We start from the raw sequence: 13,997 nt of genomic DNA, 5'->3' as shown, positions 1-13,997 counted from the left end.
CGCTGCGATCCCTACTTGGCCAGCCGCCGGCTGCCCGGGTCCTGCACCGGAATGGCGGCGAGGTCGGCGGGCAGTTCGTCGGCGTGATAGGCGGGCACGTCCAGGGTCGCCAGCGCGATCAGGGGCACGCCGACATCGGCGCGGCCGCCCGAACGGTCGACGATACAGGCCGCCGCGACCACGTCGCCGCCGGCTTCCTTGATGGCCGCGATGCATTCGCGCGAGCTCAGGCCGGTCGTGACGATGTCCTCGACCATCACCACCTTCTGTCCGGGCTCGATCTGGAAGCCGCGACGCAGTTTGAAGGCGCCCCCTTCGCGCTCGACGTACAGCGAGGCGACCTTCAGGTGCCGCGCCGTCTCATAGCCGGGAATGATGCCGCCCACGGCGGGCGAGATGGCCACGTCGACCGGGCCGACGGTGGCGACGATCTTCTCGGCCAGGGCCTTGCACAGCCGCTCGCAGCGGTCGGCGTGCATGAAGACCAGGTTCTTCTGCAGGAAGACCGGGCTGTGCAGGCCGGAGGACAGGACGAAATGCCCCTCGCGCAGTGCGCCGGCGGCTCGGAACTCGTTGAGGACGTCTTCGGTGTTCATAGCGGAGCGATTAATCCCTGCCCCCTGACGGTGCAACTCACCACTTGCCAAACGACGTTACATGGAGCCCAATTGATCCAAACGAGGAGACCGAGATGCGCGTGCCCAAATGGCTGCTGATCGTCGTCGGCGTCTATCTCATCGGATTGACGGTCTGGTCTTTCCTGCTGGCGACGGGACGCAATCCCCTGCCCTTTCCCGATCCGGGTTCGCGCATCTTCGCTGCGTCGTCCGTCGAGGGGCGCGACGCGGTTGTCGCCCTGCTGGAGCAACACGGATTGAAGGAACGGCTTCAGGCCAATACGCCCGGCGTCAGCCGCACGATCCTGATGGACGGGACCATCATCAACCATTCGTCGCCCGAGGTGGTGCGCAAGGTCGGCGGAGCCACCGGCTGCATCGGTCTGGTCGCCGACGATCCGGCGGCCGCGGCGCAAGACGCGGCGGCCTTCCTGAAGACGCGAGGATTCACCGCTGACGTGGTGCTGGACGTCGAGCCCGGCATGCCGATCGCCTTCGTCCTGACCAACGCCCTGAGCGGCAACTGCATCAATTTCCGACGGCACGTGATCCACATGCCCCGACCAGAGAGCTGACCGGAAAGCTGATCGACGCCTAGCCCCTCACCCGCTCCACCGTGTCGACGGACGGATTGGTGCGAAGGGCCGCCATGATCATGGTGGCGTGTTTGGCGTCCTCGACCTCGACGTCGAAATTCAGGTCGAAAAAGTCCTGCTGGCGATGGGTCAGGGACAGGTTGCGGATATTGCCGCCCGCCTCGCCGATCAGGGTGGTCACCTGGCCCAGCACGCCGACGCCGTTGCGGACCGTGGCGCGCAGACGGGCGACGCCGACCGCGCTCTGTTCAGCCTGGGGCGTCCACTGCAGGTCCTGCCAGACGCTGTCGTCATCGGCGAACTCGGCCAGCTTCTGACAGTCGATGGTGTGGACGGTCAGCCCCTTGTCCTTCTCCAGGATGCCGACGATGCGGTCGCCGGGCAGAGGGGTGCAGCACTGGCCGAAATGGACGCTGACGCCGGGGGTCAGGCCGCCGCCGCGCACGAACAGCCGGGCGCGGGCGTCCTGGATGGGCTTGCGCTGCTGGGCCGGCTTGATCTTGCCCATCAGGGCCGGGAACAGGGTCTCGGCGACCTTGACCGGCGAGATGCGACCCCGCCCGATGGCCTCGAACAGATCGGCCTCATTGGCCACGGCCAGCACTTCCAGCACCGGCTTCAACGAGACGTCCTCGATCGACTTGCCCGCCTTGGCGATGGTCTGTTCCAGGGTCACGCGGCCCAGACGCAGGAACTCCTCGCGCTCGGCCCCGCGGATATGGCGACGGATCGCCGACCGGGCCCGACCGGTGACCGTCAGGCTGCGCCAGTCGGCGGGCGCCTCGCGCTTGGCGCCGCGGATGATCTCGACCACGTCGCCGTTCTGCAGCGGCGTGCGCATCGGCTTCAGTTCGCCGTTGATCTTGACCCCGGCGGCCGTATCGCCGACCTCGGTGTGGACGGCATAGGCGAAGTCCAGGGCCATGCCGCCGCGCGGCAGGGTGATCAGCCGGCCCTTGGGCGTGAAGACGAAGACCTGATCCAGGTACATCTCCAGCTTGGCGTGCTCGACCCAGTCCTCGCCGCCCTCGCCGTGCTCGATCACCTGAACGAGGTGGCGCAGGTTCTGCAGCGGGTCGCGCCCGCCCTCGGCCTGCATGCCTTCCTTGTCGAAGCCGTAGGACTTGTTCTTGTAGGCCCAGTGCGCCGCGACCCCGTCCTCGGCGACCCGGTCCATGGCCTCGGTGCGGATCTGCATCTCGATGCGCAGACCCCCCGGCCCGACCACCGTGGTGTGCAGCGAGCGGTAGTTGTTCGACTTGGGCGTCGAGATGAAGTCCTTGAACCGCTCGGGCACCATCGGCCAGGCGCGGTGGATGACGCCCAGCGCGCGGTAGCAGTCGTCCTCGAACGGCACGATCACCCGGAAGCCGTAGATATCCGACAGGGACGAGAAGCCCACCGTCTTGCGCTGCAGCTTCCTCCAGATCGAATAGGGCGTCTTCTGGCGACCGAACACATGGGCGCCCGCGATGCCGGCCTCGGACAGCACCCGCTCGACCTCGGTCGAGACGCCCTCGATGGCGCGGCCGTGCTCCAGCTTGAGCGCTTCCAGACGGCGCTCGATGGCCGTGCGCGCGGTCGGATTGATGTGCTCGAACGCCAGCTCTTCCAGCTCGGAGGCGATCGAATGGATGCCGATCGACCGGCCCAGCGGCGCATAGACTTCGAGCGTCTCTCTGGAGATCCGCTCGCGCTTCTCCGGCTTCACATACTGGAGCGTCCGCATGTTGTGCAGACGGTCGGCCAGCTTGACCAGAAGCACGCGCACGTCGCGGCTGATGGCCAGAATGAATTTCCGCAGGTTCTCGGCCTGGCGGGTGTGCTCAGCCTGCAGCTCCAGCCGCGACAGCTTGGTCACGCCCTCGACCAGGACGGCGATCTCCTCGCCGAACATGGCCGCGATGTCGTCGCGCGTCGCCGAGGTGTCCTCGACCACGTCGTGCAGCAGGGCGGTGACGATGGTGGCCGTGTCCAGCCGGTAGTCGGTCAGGATGCCCGCGACCTGGATCGGATGGCCGAAATACGGGTCGCCCGAGGCCCGCAGCTGCGAGCCGTGCATCTTCATCGCATAGACATAGGCCTTGTTGAGCATCGCCTCGTCGGCGGTGGGGTCATAGGCCTTGACCGCCTCGATCAGCTCGAACTGGCGCAGGATCGGAACGCGTTTCGCCGCCGGAGCGGGCTCCGACGGCGAAACAGGGTCGTTGTTATTGGCGACATTCGTCTGCGGCGGGGACTTGCCGGCCCGCGCCGGGAGGATCGTGATACCGTTGGCGGGTTCCGCCGTCAGTACCGTTCCTCCTGCCCGCCGTCCCGGTCGCTCTGCAGAGCGCGGATCAGCTCCTGCTCGGCCATGTTCATGTGTTGCGGCTCAGCCAGCAGGCCGACGATTTCCGCTTCGTCCTCAGCTTCCGTACGCTCGTCGACGCGCTGCAGGGCGACCACGACGGTCTCCATCAGCTCGGCCGGCAGGACGGTTTCGTCCGCGATCTCGCGCAGGGCGACGACCGGGTTCTTGTCGTTGTCGCGATCCAGGGTCAGGGCGGCGCCGTTGGCGATGGCGCGGGCGCGGTTGCCGGCCAGCAGAACCAGACCAAAGCGGTTCGGCACCTTTTGGATGCAGTCTTCGACAGTGACGCGAGCCATCAAGAATCCTCGTGCGGCGGGAGAACCGCGCCCAATACAGCTATGCACGGATTTGTGCAACGCCAGAGGGGCGATTGTGAGGCGGCGGACGTCGCGGATCAACCCGGGCGACGATTGTCGTCCCGATCCCGACCCGCGCGAGGGTCTCAGGCGGTGGGCGCGGACCCCGAGGCGGGCGCCGCCTGAACGCTCGCCGCTGCCGTCCCGGTCTCCGGCGAGGACGGGTTCATCATCACGAGGACCGCGAACAGAATGCCCAGCACCGGCGCGACATAGGCCCAGTAGCGGGTCGGGATGAAGAACAGCGACCCGGCGCTCTTGCGCACCACGATGCGCTGCTGGGTCTTTTCATCGATGAAGGCGCGCGCTTCGCCGCTTTCGATCTTGCGGGCCAGGAAGAAGCTCCCCACCCCGGCCAACAGGCCGCTGGTGATGAAGGCCACACCCATGCCGATGTTCTGTTCGGGCGAGATCAGCCCACCCAGAGGAATGCCGACAAAGAAGCCGACGACGACAAACACGGCGACAAGCGCGCCCCAGCCCGACCAGACGATAATCATTGAAGTCCCCCCGCCACCATTTCCCCCAAATACCAAGGGTGGGCGACAAGCTTGACGTTATTCAGCGCGAACGGGAGTTGTCAAAGCCGATTTCCCGTCAGGCGAGTTGGCGCTCAGGACAGGGGCCGCGCATCCAGGCCCACGGTCGCCGTCATCGCCAGGGCCTTGGCGAAGCCGCCGCCCGGGTGACGCCAGTCCGGCGCGATCTCGGCCAGGGGCCCCATGACGAACAGCCGGTCGGCCGCGCGCGGATGCGGCACGATCAGGCCGTCGCAGTCGCCGCGCTCGCGTCCGTAGGCGATCAGGTCCAGATCCAGGGTGCGCGGCGCATTGGGCACGGTGCGCTGGCGGCCGAAACATTCCTCGATCCGCCCCAACGCCGACATCAGGGCGTGAGGATCCAGCGCTGTGGTGACGATCGCGACCCCGTTCAGGAACGGCGGATCGGTCGGGTCGGGCCAGGCCTGCGAACTCCACCAGGACGACTTCGCCACGACATCGATGCCCTCGGAGCGGAACCGCGTCAGCGCCGCTTCCAGCGCGTCGCGGCACGACGGCCAGACCCCCTTGTCATTGCACCCCAGGGCGACGATGACGGCTCCGTCCAGGTCGAGGTCGGCGTCCATATTGACGCTGACGCCTCTGCCGGCCGTGGTCGATATTGCGCTGGAGCCTTCCATGTACCCGTCCGATCGCATCGCCCTGTTCATCGACGGGGCCAATCTCTACTCGGCAGCCAGGGCGCTGAACGTCGATCTGGATTTCCGAAAACTTCTCGGGTCGTTCCGCGAAAAGGCCGTCCTTGTTCGGGCCTATTATTACACGGCCGTGGTCGAGGGCGAAGAGTTCTCTCCGATCCGCCCTCTTGTCGACTGGCTGGGCTACAACGGCTTCTCGGTCGTGACCAAGCCGGTCAAGCGGTTCACGGACGCCCAGGGGCACACGAAGACCAAGGGCAACATGGACATCGAGATCGCGGTGGACATGCTGGAGATGGCCCCGCACCTCGATCACATGGTGCTGTTCTCGGGCGACGGCGACTTCCGCCGGCTGGTCCAGGCGGTGCAGGCGAAAGGCGTGCGGGTCACCGTCGTCTCCACGACGAAAAGCCAGCCGCCGATGATCGCCGACGAGCTACGGCGTCAGGCCGACGACTATATCGACCTGACCGACAAGCTTGACGACTGGACCCGGCCGAAGAGCGCCTCGCCCTCCCCTTCGGTTCGCACGTTCGAGGACTAGGACCCTATCGCCCGCGCAGCAGCTCGTTCTGGACCCGGCGGCCCAGGGGGTCCCGGGACGCCCAGCGCTCGCCGACGCCGGCCTCGATCATCGGCGAACAGAAGCGCGAGATCATCATGAAGGATGGCCGGATGCCGTTCAGGCAGACCCGGTTGCCCTCGACCCGCCAGGTGGCGGTGATCCGCCGCCCGTCCGAGAATTCGGCCGAATAGCTGCCGTCGCGGTTGAACCAGTGCTTGACCCAGCCGCCGTCCGGATAGTGGGACACGACCGTATTGCCGAAAGCGGCGGCCACATCGGCTGAAGCCGGTGATGCGCACACGCAAGCCGCTGCTATTGCAGCGCACAAAAAGCGCTTCATTTCAAAGCCCTCGTACCTTCCCCGCGTTAACTATCGTCCATCGAACGGGATTTGCAACCTTCGTCCAGAGAACGCGCGGAAAGGCCCTGCGATCCCCGGAATACTTGACTCTGGCGAGGGGGCTTCTATATGCGGCCCACGTTCGGGACAGGTCTGGCGAATCCGCGCCGCCCGCTCGCCCACCGAGGGGCGGTTCCGCGCATCGCACGCACGCCCACGCTGGGCGTCCACCTGACTTCCCAAGGACCTATGACAGAATTCGCAAACCTGGGCCTTTCGCCCACGACCCTGCAGGCGGTCGCCGATACCGGCTATACGACCGCGACCCCCATTCAGGCGCAGGCCATCCCCGTGGCCCTCGCCGGCCGCGACGTGCTCGGCATCGCCCAGACGGGCACCGGCAAGACCGCCGCCTTCACCCTCCCCCTCATCGACAAGCTGTCCAAGGGCCGCGCCCGGGCCCGTATGCCCCGCGCCCTCGTCCTGGCCCCGACCCGCGAACTGGCCGACCAGGTCGCGATGAGCTTCGAGAAATACGCCAAGGGCACCAAACTGAGCTGGGTGCTGCTGATCGGCGGCGTCTCCATGGGCGACCAGGTCGCCGCGCTGAACAAGGGCGTGGACGTCCTGATCGCGACCCCCGGCCGCCTGCTGGACCTGTTCGAGCGCGGCAAGATGCTGCTGACCGGCGTCGAGCTGATGGTCGTCGACGAAGCCGACCGCATGCTGGACATGGGCTTCATCCCGGACATCGAGCGCATCTTCAAACTGACGCCGCCCAAGCGCCAGACCCTGTTCTTCTCGGCGACCATGCCGCCCGAGATCACCCGTCTGACCCAGGCCTTCCTGAAGGATCCGACCCGGATCGAGGCCTCGCGCCCGGCCCAGACCGCGGACACCATCACCCAGTATCTGGTCCGCATCCCGACCTCGGACCCGAAGGCCAAGCGCGCCGCCCTGCGCGAGCTGGTCGGTCGTGAGGACGTCCGCAACGGCATCGTCTTCTGCAACCGCAAATCCGAAGTCGACGTCGTCGCCAAGTCGCTTAAGTCGCACGGCTTCGACGCCGCCCCGATCCACGGCGATCTCGACCAGAGCCTTCGCATGAAGACCCTGGCGGACTTCCGCTCAGGCGCGCTCAAGATCCTGGTGGCCTCCGACGTCGCCGCGCGCGGTCTGGACATCCCGGACGTCAGCCACGTCTTCAACTACGACGTCTCGCACCACGCCGACGACTACGTCCACCGCATCGGCCGCACCGGCCGCGCCGGCAAGAAGGGTCAGGCCTTCATGATCGTGACCCCGGCCGACGACAAGGGCCTGGACAAGGTCCTGAAGCTGATCAAGATGGCTCCCGAAGAGCTGAAGCTGGACATCGACTGGTCCGCCCTCGGCGGCCGTCGCGACTCGAAGCCCGCCGATCGTTCGGAAGGCCGCTCGGAAGGCCGGGGCTCCAGCCGTGGCCGCGCGCCGCGTACTGAAAAGACCGCCGAGGCCGAGGTCGTCGAGACCGTCGCCGCCCCGGCCGTCGAAGCCGTCGCCTCCACCGACGAAGCCCCTGCCCGTCGCACCCGCAGCCGTCGCACCCGTGGCGGCGACAAGTCGGCTCCCGTCGAAACCGTCGCGGAAGCCGTCGCTCCGGTCGCGGCGCCCGCCGCTGCTGAGGCTCCTGCCGAGAGCCGCCCGGCCCGTGAACCCAAGCTGCGTCAGGCCGACCGCCCGGGCGCCTCGAAGGACCGCGAACTGCCGCCTGCCAAGGAAGGCTCCGGCTTCGGCGCCGACATTCCGGCCTTCCTGCGTCGCCCGGTTCCCGTCCGCGCCTGATTAATGGACGAACATCGGCGTTTTCCGGCTCCGCTTAACTCGCCGTTACGGAACCGCCGCTAACCTCTCTCCCGTCGGCGTCAGAAGACGTATCGGGGGATATCGATGGCCAGTCAGGTCGAAACAGCGCTTCGGGGCCCGGAGGCCTTCCAACTCGCCAGGCGCGCCCTGTCCGAGATGGAAACCGCCGGCGTCTGGCCGACGCCGCTGAATTTCGAGCTGTGGCTGCACTATGTCGGCGATCCCGAAGGCCCTCTCGGCCGTGAGATCACCCGCCTGCTGAGCGCCAAGGACGCCTTCACCGAAGGCACGGCCGAGATGTTGGCCGCCGAATATCTGCCGCGCGGCCGTCTGTCGGAAGAGATCCGCGACGCCGGCGCCGTGCTGAACCGCGAACTGTCCAGTGTCTCCGACGCCATCGCCAAGGCCCGTGAGTCCCAGGCCGCCTATGGCGAGACCCTGGCCGAGACCGGCGCCAAGATCGACAGCGTCGGCGCCGCGCCGGCCGACCTCAAACAACTGGTCACCGGCCTGACCGACGCGACCACGCGGGTCCAGCGCGAGAACGCGACCCTGGAACGCCGCCTCGAAACCTCGACCAAGGAAGTGGCCCGCCTGCGCGAACACCTGGAACAGGTGCGCCGCGACGCCATGACCGACGCCCTCACCAACCTCGCCAACCGCAAGGCCTTCGACGAAGAGCTGCTGCGCGCCTGCGATCAGGCCGAGGCCGACAACAGCGTCGTCACCCTGGCGGTGCTGGATATCGATCACTTCAAGCGGTTCAACGACACCTGGGGCCACCAGACCGGCGATCAGGTCCTGCGCTATGTCGCCAGCGTCATCGGCCGCATCTCCAAGAATCCGCGCGTCGCCGCCCGCTACGGCGGCGAGGAGTTTGCGGTCATCTTCCCGGGCGAAGGCGCCCTGCAGGTCGAGATGGCCCTGAACGCCATCCGCGAGGAAATCGGTTCTCGCGCCCTGCGCCGCCGCTCGACCAACGACGAACTCGGCGCCGTGACCATCTCTGCGGGTCTGGCCGAACGCCGCCCGGGCGAGACCGGCACCCTGCTGCTGGATCGCGCGGACGAGGCCCTCTACGCCTCCAAGCGTGGCGGCCGGAACATGGTCACCAACGCCGAACGGCTGCCCGCCGCCGCCTGATAAGTCGCGAGACGGACACGCAAACCGTGTCATAGTCACGCTTATGCGCAGCTTTCTCTTCAACGTCGCCTACTGGGTCCTGTCGATCTTCTACGGTCTGACGGCGGCCTTTGCGGCGCTCACACCGGGCCGCGAGGCCACAACCTGGGTCATCCGCCGCTATGTGAAGCGGATGGTTCAGGCCATGCGCGTCTTCGCCGGGATCACGATCCAGGTGCGCGGGCGTGAGCGGCTGCCCGCCGGCGCCTTCATCATCGCCTCCAAGCACCAGTCCTGGGGCGACGGCTTCGCCACCTATGACCAGTTCGACGACCTGGCCTTCGTCACCGGCGACCATCTGGAGAAGTTTCCGCTGCTGGGCGCCGTGCTCAACAAGCTGGGGGCCATCGTGGTCAACAGCTGCGGCGGCCGCGAGGCCCGCGATTCCCTCAAGCAACGCGGCGCCGACGCCCATGCCGAGGGCCGCAAGATCCTGATCTTCCCCGAGGGCCATCTGGCGAAGATCGGGACGAAGTACCGCTACCGCTCCGGCGTCTGGCACATGTACCGCGACTTCGACATGCAGGTGGTCCCGCTGGCCACCAACCTCGGCCTGTTCTGGCCCGAGGAGAAATACGAGAAGCACCCGGGCACGGCGACGCTCGAGTTCCTCGACCCCATCCCCACCGGCCTCGGCAAGGAGGAATTCCTCGCCCGCCTCGAAGGGGTGATCGAAGGCAAGACCGACGACCTCATCGCCGAGGCGACGGGCAAGCCGGTGGAGCCGGCCGTGCGGGTGCTGTCCGAGGATGAGGCGGCGAGAGCCAAAAACTGATCCGCTCTGGATCAGGCCTTCTTCTTCCGAACCGGCTTCGCCGCCGCCTTCCTGAGCGCCACCTCGAACGCCCCACGGCCCCAATCGGCCGCCTCGTCAGCGTCATCCGTCGCACTGTCCGGCAGGCTCCAGTAGCCGAGTTTCATCTCGACCCCGTCCTTGCCCGGATAGGTGAACTGGCGCGAGCCGGCCGCCTCGAGCGCGGGCACATTGCTCTCATCGCCCTTCAGCCAGACGACGCCGTCATCCAGCAGGGCGAAGATGATCCCCTGGCGATAAACCCCGGCGCCGCCGAACATCCGCTTGATCTCGAGCGGACCGAGCGCCGCGAAATGCTCGCGCACCCATTCCTCGAAGTCCGGATCCCTTGCGCCCATCAGGCGTCGAGGGCCTTGGCCGGAATGATGGTCACGCTCTCGCCGCAGCCGCAGGCGTCGGTCTGGTTCGGATTGCGGAACACGAATTTGGACGACAGCTTCGTCGTCTCGTAATCGATCTCCGACCCGATCAGGAACAGGATGGCCTTGGGGTCGATCAGGATGGTGACGCCCTTGTCCTCGACCACCTCATCCAGCGGCTCGATCTGTTCGGCATAGGCGAAGGTGTATTCCTGACCCGCGCAGCCGCCGTTCTTCACCCCGACGCGCAGGGCGACATAGGGCCTCTCCGCATTGGTCATGATCTCCTGCACCCGCCCGGCGGCGGCGTCGGTCAGGGTCACGGCCTTGGGGCGCGGCCGGCGTGGACGGGTGGTGGTCTGAAGCTCGGTCATCGTTGCGCTCTCAGAACATGTTCAAGGCCAGTTTGGCCTCGTCGCTCATCTTGGAGGAATCCCACGGCGGGTCGAACACCAGATTGGCCTTGGCCGATTTGACGCCGTCGACCTTGGTCACCGCATCCTCGACCCAGCCGGGCATCTCGCCGGCCACCGGACAGCCGGGCGCCGTCAGGGTCATGTCGATGATCACGTCGCGGTCGTCGTTGACGTCGACCTTGTAGATCAGCCCCAGCTCATAGATGTCGACCGGGATTTCCGGGTCATAGACGGTCTTCAGCGCCTCGATCAGGTCGTCGGTCAGCTTGTTCAGCTCGGCCTGCGACAGGGCGCTCTTCTGGGGCTCGTCCCAGGCGGCGGCGAAGGCGTCGGTTTCAGGGGGCGTCTGGTCGGTCATCACACAAAGAACTCGCGCGCCTTGATCAGCGCATCCACGAAGGCGTCTGTATCCTCCACGGTGTTATATAGGGCGAAGCTGGCGCGCGTGCTCGACGTCACGCCCATTCTTTTCGCCAGCGGCTCGGCGCAGTGCAGGCCCGCGCGGACGGCGACGCCGTAGCGGTCCATGATCTGGGCGATGTCGTGGGCGTGGGCGTCTTCCACGGTGAAGGCGAGGATGGCCCCCTTTCCTTCGGCCTGCCCCAGAATTCGCAGCCAGTTCAGCCCTTCCAGCCGCGAGACTGCATGCTGATAGAGGGCGTGCTCGTGGGCCGCGATCGCCGCCCGGTCGAAGCCCGACAGCCACTCCAGCGCCGCGCCCAGGCCGATGGCCTCGATGATCGGCGGGGTGCCGGCCTCGAACCGGTGCGGCGGCTTCGCATAGGTGATCCGGTCGCGCTCGACCGTCTCGATCATCTCGCCCCCGCCCTGATAGGGCGGCAGGCTCTCCAGCGCCTCGGCGGTCCCATACAGGGCGCCGATGCCGGTCGGGGCATAAAGCTTGTGGCCCGTGACCACATAGAAGTCGCAGCCGATGGCCTGAACGTCCGGCGCGGCGTGCACCGCCCCCTGACAGCCGTCGATCAGGACCCGGGCCCCGGCCGCGTGGGCCAGCCGGGTGATCTCGGCGACCGGATTGATGGTCCCCAGCACGTTCGACATATGGGTGACCGCGACCATCCTGGTCTTCGGCCCCAGCAGTTCGGCATAGGCCGCCATGTCCAGCGAACCGTCCGGCAGCACCGGGATCCATTTCAGCACCGCCCCGCGCCGCTCGCGCAGCAGATGCCAGGGCACGATGTTGGAGTGGTGCTCCATCTCCGAGACGATGATCTCGTCGCCCGGCTCGATCGACAGGCCCAGACCATTGGCCACCAGATTGATCGCCTCGGTCCCGCCCTTGGTCCAGACGATAGTCTCGGGGTTGGGCGCGTTCAGATACCGCGCCACGGTCTCGCGCGCCGCCTCGAAGGCGTCGGTCGCCTCGTTCGACAGGGTGTGCAGGCCGCGGTGGACGTTGGCGTAGCTGCCCTCCATCTGGGCGACCAGATTGTCGATCACCGCCCGCGGCTTCTGGGCCGAGGCGGCGTTGTCCAGATAGACCAGCGGCTTTCCGTTCACCGTCCGCGACAGGATCGGGAACTGGGCGCGCGCGGCATAGGGGTCGAAGGTTTTGGCCACTAGAGGCGTTCCGTCAGCCATGACCGTACCACCTCCCGCGCCTGTTCGTGTTCGATCCGGTCCACGACCTCGATCAGGAAGGCCTGGGTCAGAAGCGCCCGCGCCTCGTCGGCCGGAATGCCGCGCTGCTGCATGTAGAACAGGGCGCTTTCGTCCAGATTGCCGACCGTATTGCCGTGGGCGCACTGGACGTCGTCGGCATAGATGATCAGCTCGGGCTTGGCGTCGATCTCGGCCCGTTCGCCCAGGATCAGGGCGTGGTGGCCCATCCGCGCATCGGTGCCGTCCGCGCCGCGCTCGACGACGATCTTGCCCTGGAACACGCCCCGCGCCGTGTCGCGCACCACGCCCTTGGTCAGCTGCGAGGTCTGGCCGTCGGCGGCCAGATGGTCCACGACCGAGGTCAGGTCGGTATGCCGCGCGCCGGTCAGGGCATAGAGGCCGTCCAGACGCACATCGGCGCCCTCGGCCCCGTGGGCGACATGGGTCTCCAGCCGCTGCAGCTTCGCGCCCGTGGCGACGAGGGTCTGGCGATAGAGGCCGCCCGCCGCGACCTTGACCTGGGCCTCGGTCACCGAAATGGCGTCCTCCGGCTCCTCGACGAGGACGATGCGGGTGACCTCGGCGCCCTCGGCGACGTCGAGGGTCAGGCGATTATGGGCCACATAGGCGCCGCCGCGGCCCTCATGGGTTTCCAGCAGCAACAGCTTCGCTCCGGCGCGCGCGGCGATCTGAACCGCGGTCGCATGACCGGTCCCGACCTGCGCCGGATCGGTGGCGTCGGAGATGAAGCGCAGCCGCAGTGTCTGTTCGCCCGAGGCCACGAAGGCGTCCACACCCACCGCCACCCCGTTGACGAAGACGATGGCGTCGCCGTTCAGGGCGTCAAAGGCGCCCGGCCCGTTCAGGACCCCGCTCGGCGACGGCTGCGGCACGTCCTTCAGAACCCGGCGCAGGTCGCTGTATTTCCACGCCTCCGTCCGCCGCGAGGGGAAGGTTGAGGCGTCCGTGATGTCCAGCATGCTCACGCGGCAGCCGGCAGGTACTGGTCGTAGCCCTCCGCCTCCAGCTTGAGCGCCAGCTCCGGTCCGCCCGAGGCCACGATCCGGCCCGCGGCCAGGACGTGCACCCGGTCGGGTTTGATGTAGTCGAGCAGCCGCTGATAGTGGGTGATGACCAGCATGGAGCGGTCCGGCGAACGCAGGGCGTTCACCCCCTCCGACACGATGCGCAGGGCGTCGATGTCGAGGCCGGAATCGGTCTCGTCGAGGATCAGCAGCGACGGCTCCAGCAGAGCCATCTGCAGGATCTCCATCCGCTTCTTCTCACCGCCCGAGAAGCCGACGTTGAGCGGCCGCTTCAGCATGTCGAAATTCATCTTCAGCCTGGCCGAGGCCGCCTTGACCAGCTTCAGGAACTCTGGCGCCGAGACCTCGGCCTCGCCGCGCGCGCGCTTCTGGGCGTTCAGGGCCGTGCGCACGAAGGTCATGGCCGGCACGCCCGGAATCTCGACCGGATACTGGAAGGACAGGAAGACGCCTTTCGCGGCGCGCTCGGCCGGCTCCAGAGCCAGCATGTCGTCGCCGTTCCACTGGACCGAGCCTTCGGTCGCCTCATAGCCAGGCCGGCCCGACAGGGCGTAGCCCAGCGTCGACTTGCCAGCCCCGTTCGGCCCCATGATGGCGTGCACCTCCCCGGCGGGCACATCGAGCGTCAGCCCCTTGAGGATCGGCTTTTCGCCGACGGAGACGTGGAGGTTATTGATCTTGAGCATT

17 protein-coding genes are annotated in these 13,997 nt (G+C 67.2%); 5 read left to right on the top strand and 12 right to left on the bottom strand.

The features are described from left to right. Positions 1-11 precede the first annotated feature (11 nt). On the bottom strand, positions 12-596 hold the full coding sequence (gene pyrE / locus AC07U0_RS09945) for an orotate phosphoribosyltransferase (RefSeq protein WP_492032938.1): 585 nt from the start codon (positions 594-596) through the stop codon (positions 12-14). A gap of 95 nt (positions 597-691) precedes the next feature. On the opposite strand from pyrE, the gene AC07U0_RS09940 reads away from it, so the two are divergent. After that, the gene (locus AC07U0_RS09940; protein WP_494719866.1) at positions 692-1,192 is read left to right on the top strand and encodes a hypothetical protein; all 501 of its coding nucleotides are present in this window, start codon (positions 692-694) and stop codon (positions 1,190-1,192) included. A gap of 19 nt (positions 1,193-1,211) precedes the next feature. Here the strand turns inward: AC07U0_RS09940 and AC07U0_RS09935 are convergent, their stop codons facing one another. From AC07U0_RS09935 to folK, 4 genes are all read right to left on the bottom strand, one after another. Further along, positions 1,212-3,308, bottom strand: coding sequence for a RelA/SpoT family protein (locus tag AC07U0_RS09935; protein WP_494719865.1), 2,097 nt, complete (start codon positions 3,306-3,308; stop codon positions 1,212-1,214). Between the two features lie 194 nt (positions 3,309-3,502). Further along, on the bottom strand, positions 3,503-3,862 hold the full coding sequence (gene rpoZ / locus AC07U0_RS09930; RefSeq protein ID WP_207931773.1) for a DNA-directed RNA polymerase subunit omega: 360 nt from the start codon (positions 3,860-3,862) through the stop codon (positions 3,503-3,505). Positions 3,863-4,008: 146 nt separating this feature from the next. After that, on the bottom strand, positions 4,009-4,422 hold the full coding sequence (locus AC07U0_RS09925) for a hypothetical protein (protein WP_494719864.1): 414 nt from the start codon (positions 4,420-4,422) through the stop codon (positions 4,009-4,011). A gap of 113 nt (positions 4,423-4,535) precedes the next feature. Next, positions 4,536-5,102, bottom strand: coding sequence for a 2-amino-4-hydroxy-6-hydroxymethyldihydropteridine diphosphokinase (gene folK, locus AC07U0_RS09920; protein WP_494719863.1), 567 nt, complete (start codon positions 5,100-5,102; stop codon positions 4,536-4,538). Between folK and AC07U0_RS09915 the strand changes: the two genes are divergently transcribed. Beyond that, the gene (locus AC07U0_RS09915) at positions 5,101-5,664 is read left to right on the top strand and encodes a LabA-like NYN domain-containing protein (protein ID WP_494719862.1); all 564 of its coding nucleotides are present in this window, start codon (positions 5,101-5,103) and stop codon (positions 5,662-5,664) included. The genes folK and AC07U0_RS09915 overlap by 2 nt on opposite strands. 4 nt (positions 5,665-5,668) lie before the next feature. On the opposite strand, the gene AC07U0_RS09910 is transcribed toward AC07U0_RS09915, so the two are convergent. Beyond that, positions 5,669-5,959: a hypothetical protein gene (locus tag AC07U0_RS09910; protein WP_494719861.1), complete on the bottom strand. Its 291-nt coding sequence runs from the start codon at positions 5,957-5,959 to the stop codon at positions 5,669-5,671. Positions 5,960-6,274: 315 nt separating this feature from the next. Between AC07U0_RS09910 and AC07U0_RS09905 the strand changes: the two genes are divergently transcribed. The 3 genes from AC07U0_RS09905 (at position 6,275) to AC07U0_RS09895 (ending at position 9,827) form a co-directional block, all read left to right on the top strand. Continuing rightward, positions 6,275-7,849, top strand: a complete 1,575-nt coding sequence (locus AC07U0_RS09905; RefSeq protein ID WP_494719860.1) for a DEAD/DEAH box helicase — start codon at positions 6,275-6,277, stop codon at positions 7,847-7,849. Between the two features lie 105 nt (positions 7,850-7,954). Continuing rightward, the gene (locus tag AC07U0_RS09900) at positions 7,955-9,013 is read left to right on the top strand and encodes a GGDEF domain-containing protein (RefSeq protein ID WP_494719859.1); all 1,059 of its coding nucleotides are present in this window, start codon (positions 7,955-7,957) and stop codon (positions 9,011-9,013) included. A gap of 43 nt (positions 9,014-9,056) precedes the next feature. Beyond that, a complete protein-coding gene (locus tag AC07U0_RS09895; RefSeq protein WP_494719858.1) occupies positions 9,057-9,827 on the top strand; it encodes a lysophospholipid acyltransferase family protein in 771 nt (256 codons plus the stop codon). A gap of 11 nt (positions 9,828-9,838) precedes the next feature. Here the strand turns inward: AC07U0_RS09895 and AC07U0_RS09890 are convergent, their stop codons facing one another. From AC07U0_RS09890 to sufC, 6 genes are read right to left on the bottom strand one after another with little or no spacing between them, the layout of a single operon-like run. Then, a complete protein-coding gene (locus AC07U0_RS09890) occupies positions 9,839-10,204 on the bottom strand; it encodes a TfoX/Sxy family protein (protein ID WP_494719857.1) in 366 nt (121 codons plus the stop codon). Continuing rightward, the gene (locus AC07U0_RS09885) at positions 10,204-10,599 is read right to left on the bottom strand and encodes a HesB/IscA family protein (protein WP_494719856.1); all 396 of its coding nucleotides are present in this window, start codon (positions 10,597-10,599) and stop codon (positions 10,204-10,206) included. Before AC07U0_RS09885 ends, AC07U0_RS09890 begins: the two co-directional genes overlap by 1 nt. Before the next feature lie 10 nt (positions 10,600-10,609). Beyond that, positions 10,610-10,999, bottom strand: a complete 390-nt coding sequence (locus AC07U0_RS09880; protein WP_494719855.1) for an SUF system Fe-S cluster assembly protein — start codon at positions 10,997-10,999, stop codon at positions 10,610-10,612. Next, positions 10,999-12,243: an aminotransferase class V-fold PLP-dependent enzyme gene (locus tag AC07U0_RS09875; RefSeq protein ID WP_494719854.1), complete on the bottom strand. Its 1,245-nt coding sequence runs from the start codon at positions 12,241-12,243 to the stop codon at positions 10,999-11,001. The genes AC07U0_RS09880 and AC07U0_RS09875 overlap by 1 nt, the downstream gene beginning before the upstream one ends. Further along, positions 12,222-13,244: a Fe-S cluster assembly protein SufD gene (gene sufD / locus AC07U0_RS09870; RefSeq protein ID WP_494719853.1), complete on the bottom strand. Its 1,023-nt coding sequence runs from the start codon at positions 13,242-13,244 to the stop codon at positions 12,222-12,224. The genes AC07U0_RS09875 and sufD overlap by 22 nt, the downstream gene beginning before the upstream one ends. A 2-nt stretch (positions 13,245-13,246) precedes the next feature. Beyond that, positions 13,247-13,996, bottom strand: coding sequence for a Fe-S cluster assembly ATPase SufC (sufC, locus tag AC07U0_RS09865; protein WP_494719852.1), 750 nt, complete (start codon positions 13,994-13,996; stop codon positions 13,247-13,249). Between the last annotated feature and the right edge of the window lies 1 nt (position 13,997).

This window comes from Brevundimonas sp. GW821-FHT02A10 (genome assembly GCF_059422025.1).
This window is presented reverse-complemented; position numbering and strand designations above follow the sequence as displayed.

What these genes read in the sequence shown, in the direction of transcription:
- pyrE (WP_492032938.1), bottom strand. Translation starts at nt 596, where the DNA reads ATGAACACCGAAGACGTCCTCAACGAGTTCCGAGCCGCCGGCGCACTG.
- AC07U0_RS09940 (WP_494719866.1), top strand. Translation starts at nt 692, where the DNA reads ATGCGCGTGCCCAAATGGCTGCTGATCGTCGTCGGCGTCTATCTCATC.
- AC07U0_RS09935 (WP_494719865.1), bottom strand. Translation starts at nt 3,308, where the DNA reads ATGCTCAACAAGGCCTATGTCTATGCGATGAAGATGCACGGCTCGCAG.
- rpoZ (WP_207931773.1), bottom strand. Translation starts at nt 3,862, where the DNA reads ATGGCTCGCGTCACTGTCGAAGACTGCATCCAAAAGGTGCCGAACCGC.
- AC07U0_RS09925 (WP_494719864.1), bottom strand. Translation starts at nt 4,422, where the DNA reads ATGATTATCGTCTGGTCGGGCTGGGGCGCGCTTGTCGCCGTGTTTGTC.
- AC07U0_RS09915 (WP_494719862.1), top strand. Translation starts at nt 5,101, where the DNA reads ATGTACCCGTCCGATCGCATCGCCCTGTTCATCGACGGGGCCAATCTC.
- folK (WP_494719863.1), bottom strand. Translation starts at nt 5,102, where the DNA reads ATGGAAGGCTCCAGCGCAATATCGACCACGGCCGGCAGAGGCGTCAGC.
- AC07U0_RS09905 (WP_494719860.1), top strand. Translation starts at nt 6,275, where the DNA reads ATGACAGAATTCGCAAACCTGGGCCTTTCGCCCACGACCCTGCAGGCG.
- AC07U0_RS09900 (WP_494719859.1), top strand. Translation starts at nt 7,955, where the DNA reads ATGGCCAGTCAGGTCGAAACAGCGCTTCGGGGCCCGGAGGCCTTCCAA.
- AC07U0_RS09895 (WP_494719858.1), top strand. Translation starts at nt 9,057, where the DNA reads ATGCGCAGCTTTCTCTTCAACGTCGCCTACTGGGTCCTGTCGATCTTC.
- AC07U0_RS09890 (WP_494719857.1), bottom strand. Translation starts at nt 10,204, where the DNA reads ATGGGCGCAAGGGATCCGGACTTCGAGGAATGGGTGCGCGAGCATTTC.
- AC07U0_RS09885 (WP_494719856.1), bottom strand. Translation starts at nt 10,599, where the DNA reads ATGACCGAGCTTCAGACCACCACCCGTCCACGCCGGCCGCGCCCCAAG.
- AC07U0_RS09880 (WP_494719855.1), bottom strand. Translation starts at nt 10,999, where the DNA reads ATGACCGACCAGACGCCCCCTGAAACCGACGCCTTCGCCGCCGCCTGG.
- AC07U0_RS09875 (WP_494719854.1), bottom strand. Translation starts at nt 12,243, where the DNA reads ATGGCTGACGGAACGCCTCTAGTGGCCAAAACCTTCGACCCCTATGCC.
- sufD (WP_494719853.1), bottom strand. Translation starts at nt 13,244, where the DNA reads ATGCTGGACATCACGGACGCCTCAACCTTCCCCTCGCGGCGGACGGAG.
- sufC (WP_494719852.1), bottom strand. Translation starts at nt 13,996, where the DNA reads ATGCTCAAGATCAATAACCTCCACGTCTCCGTCGGCGAAAAGCCGATC.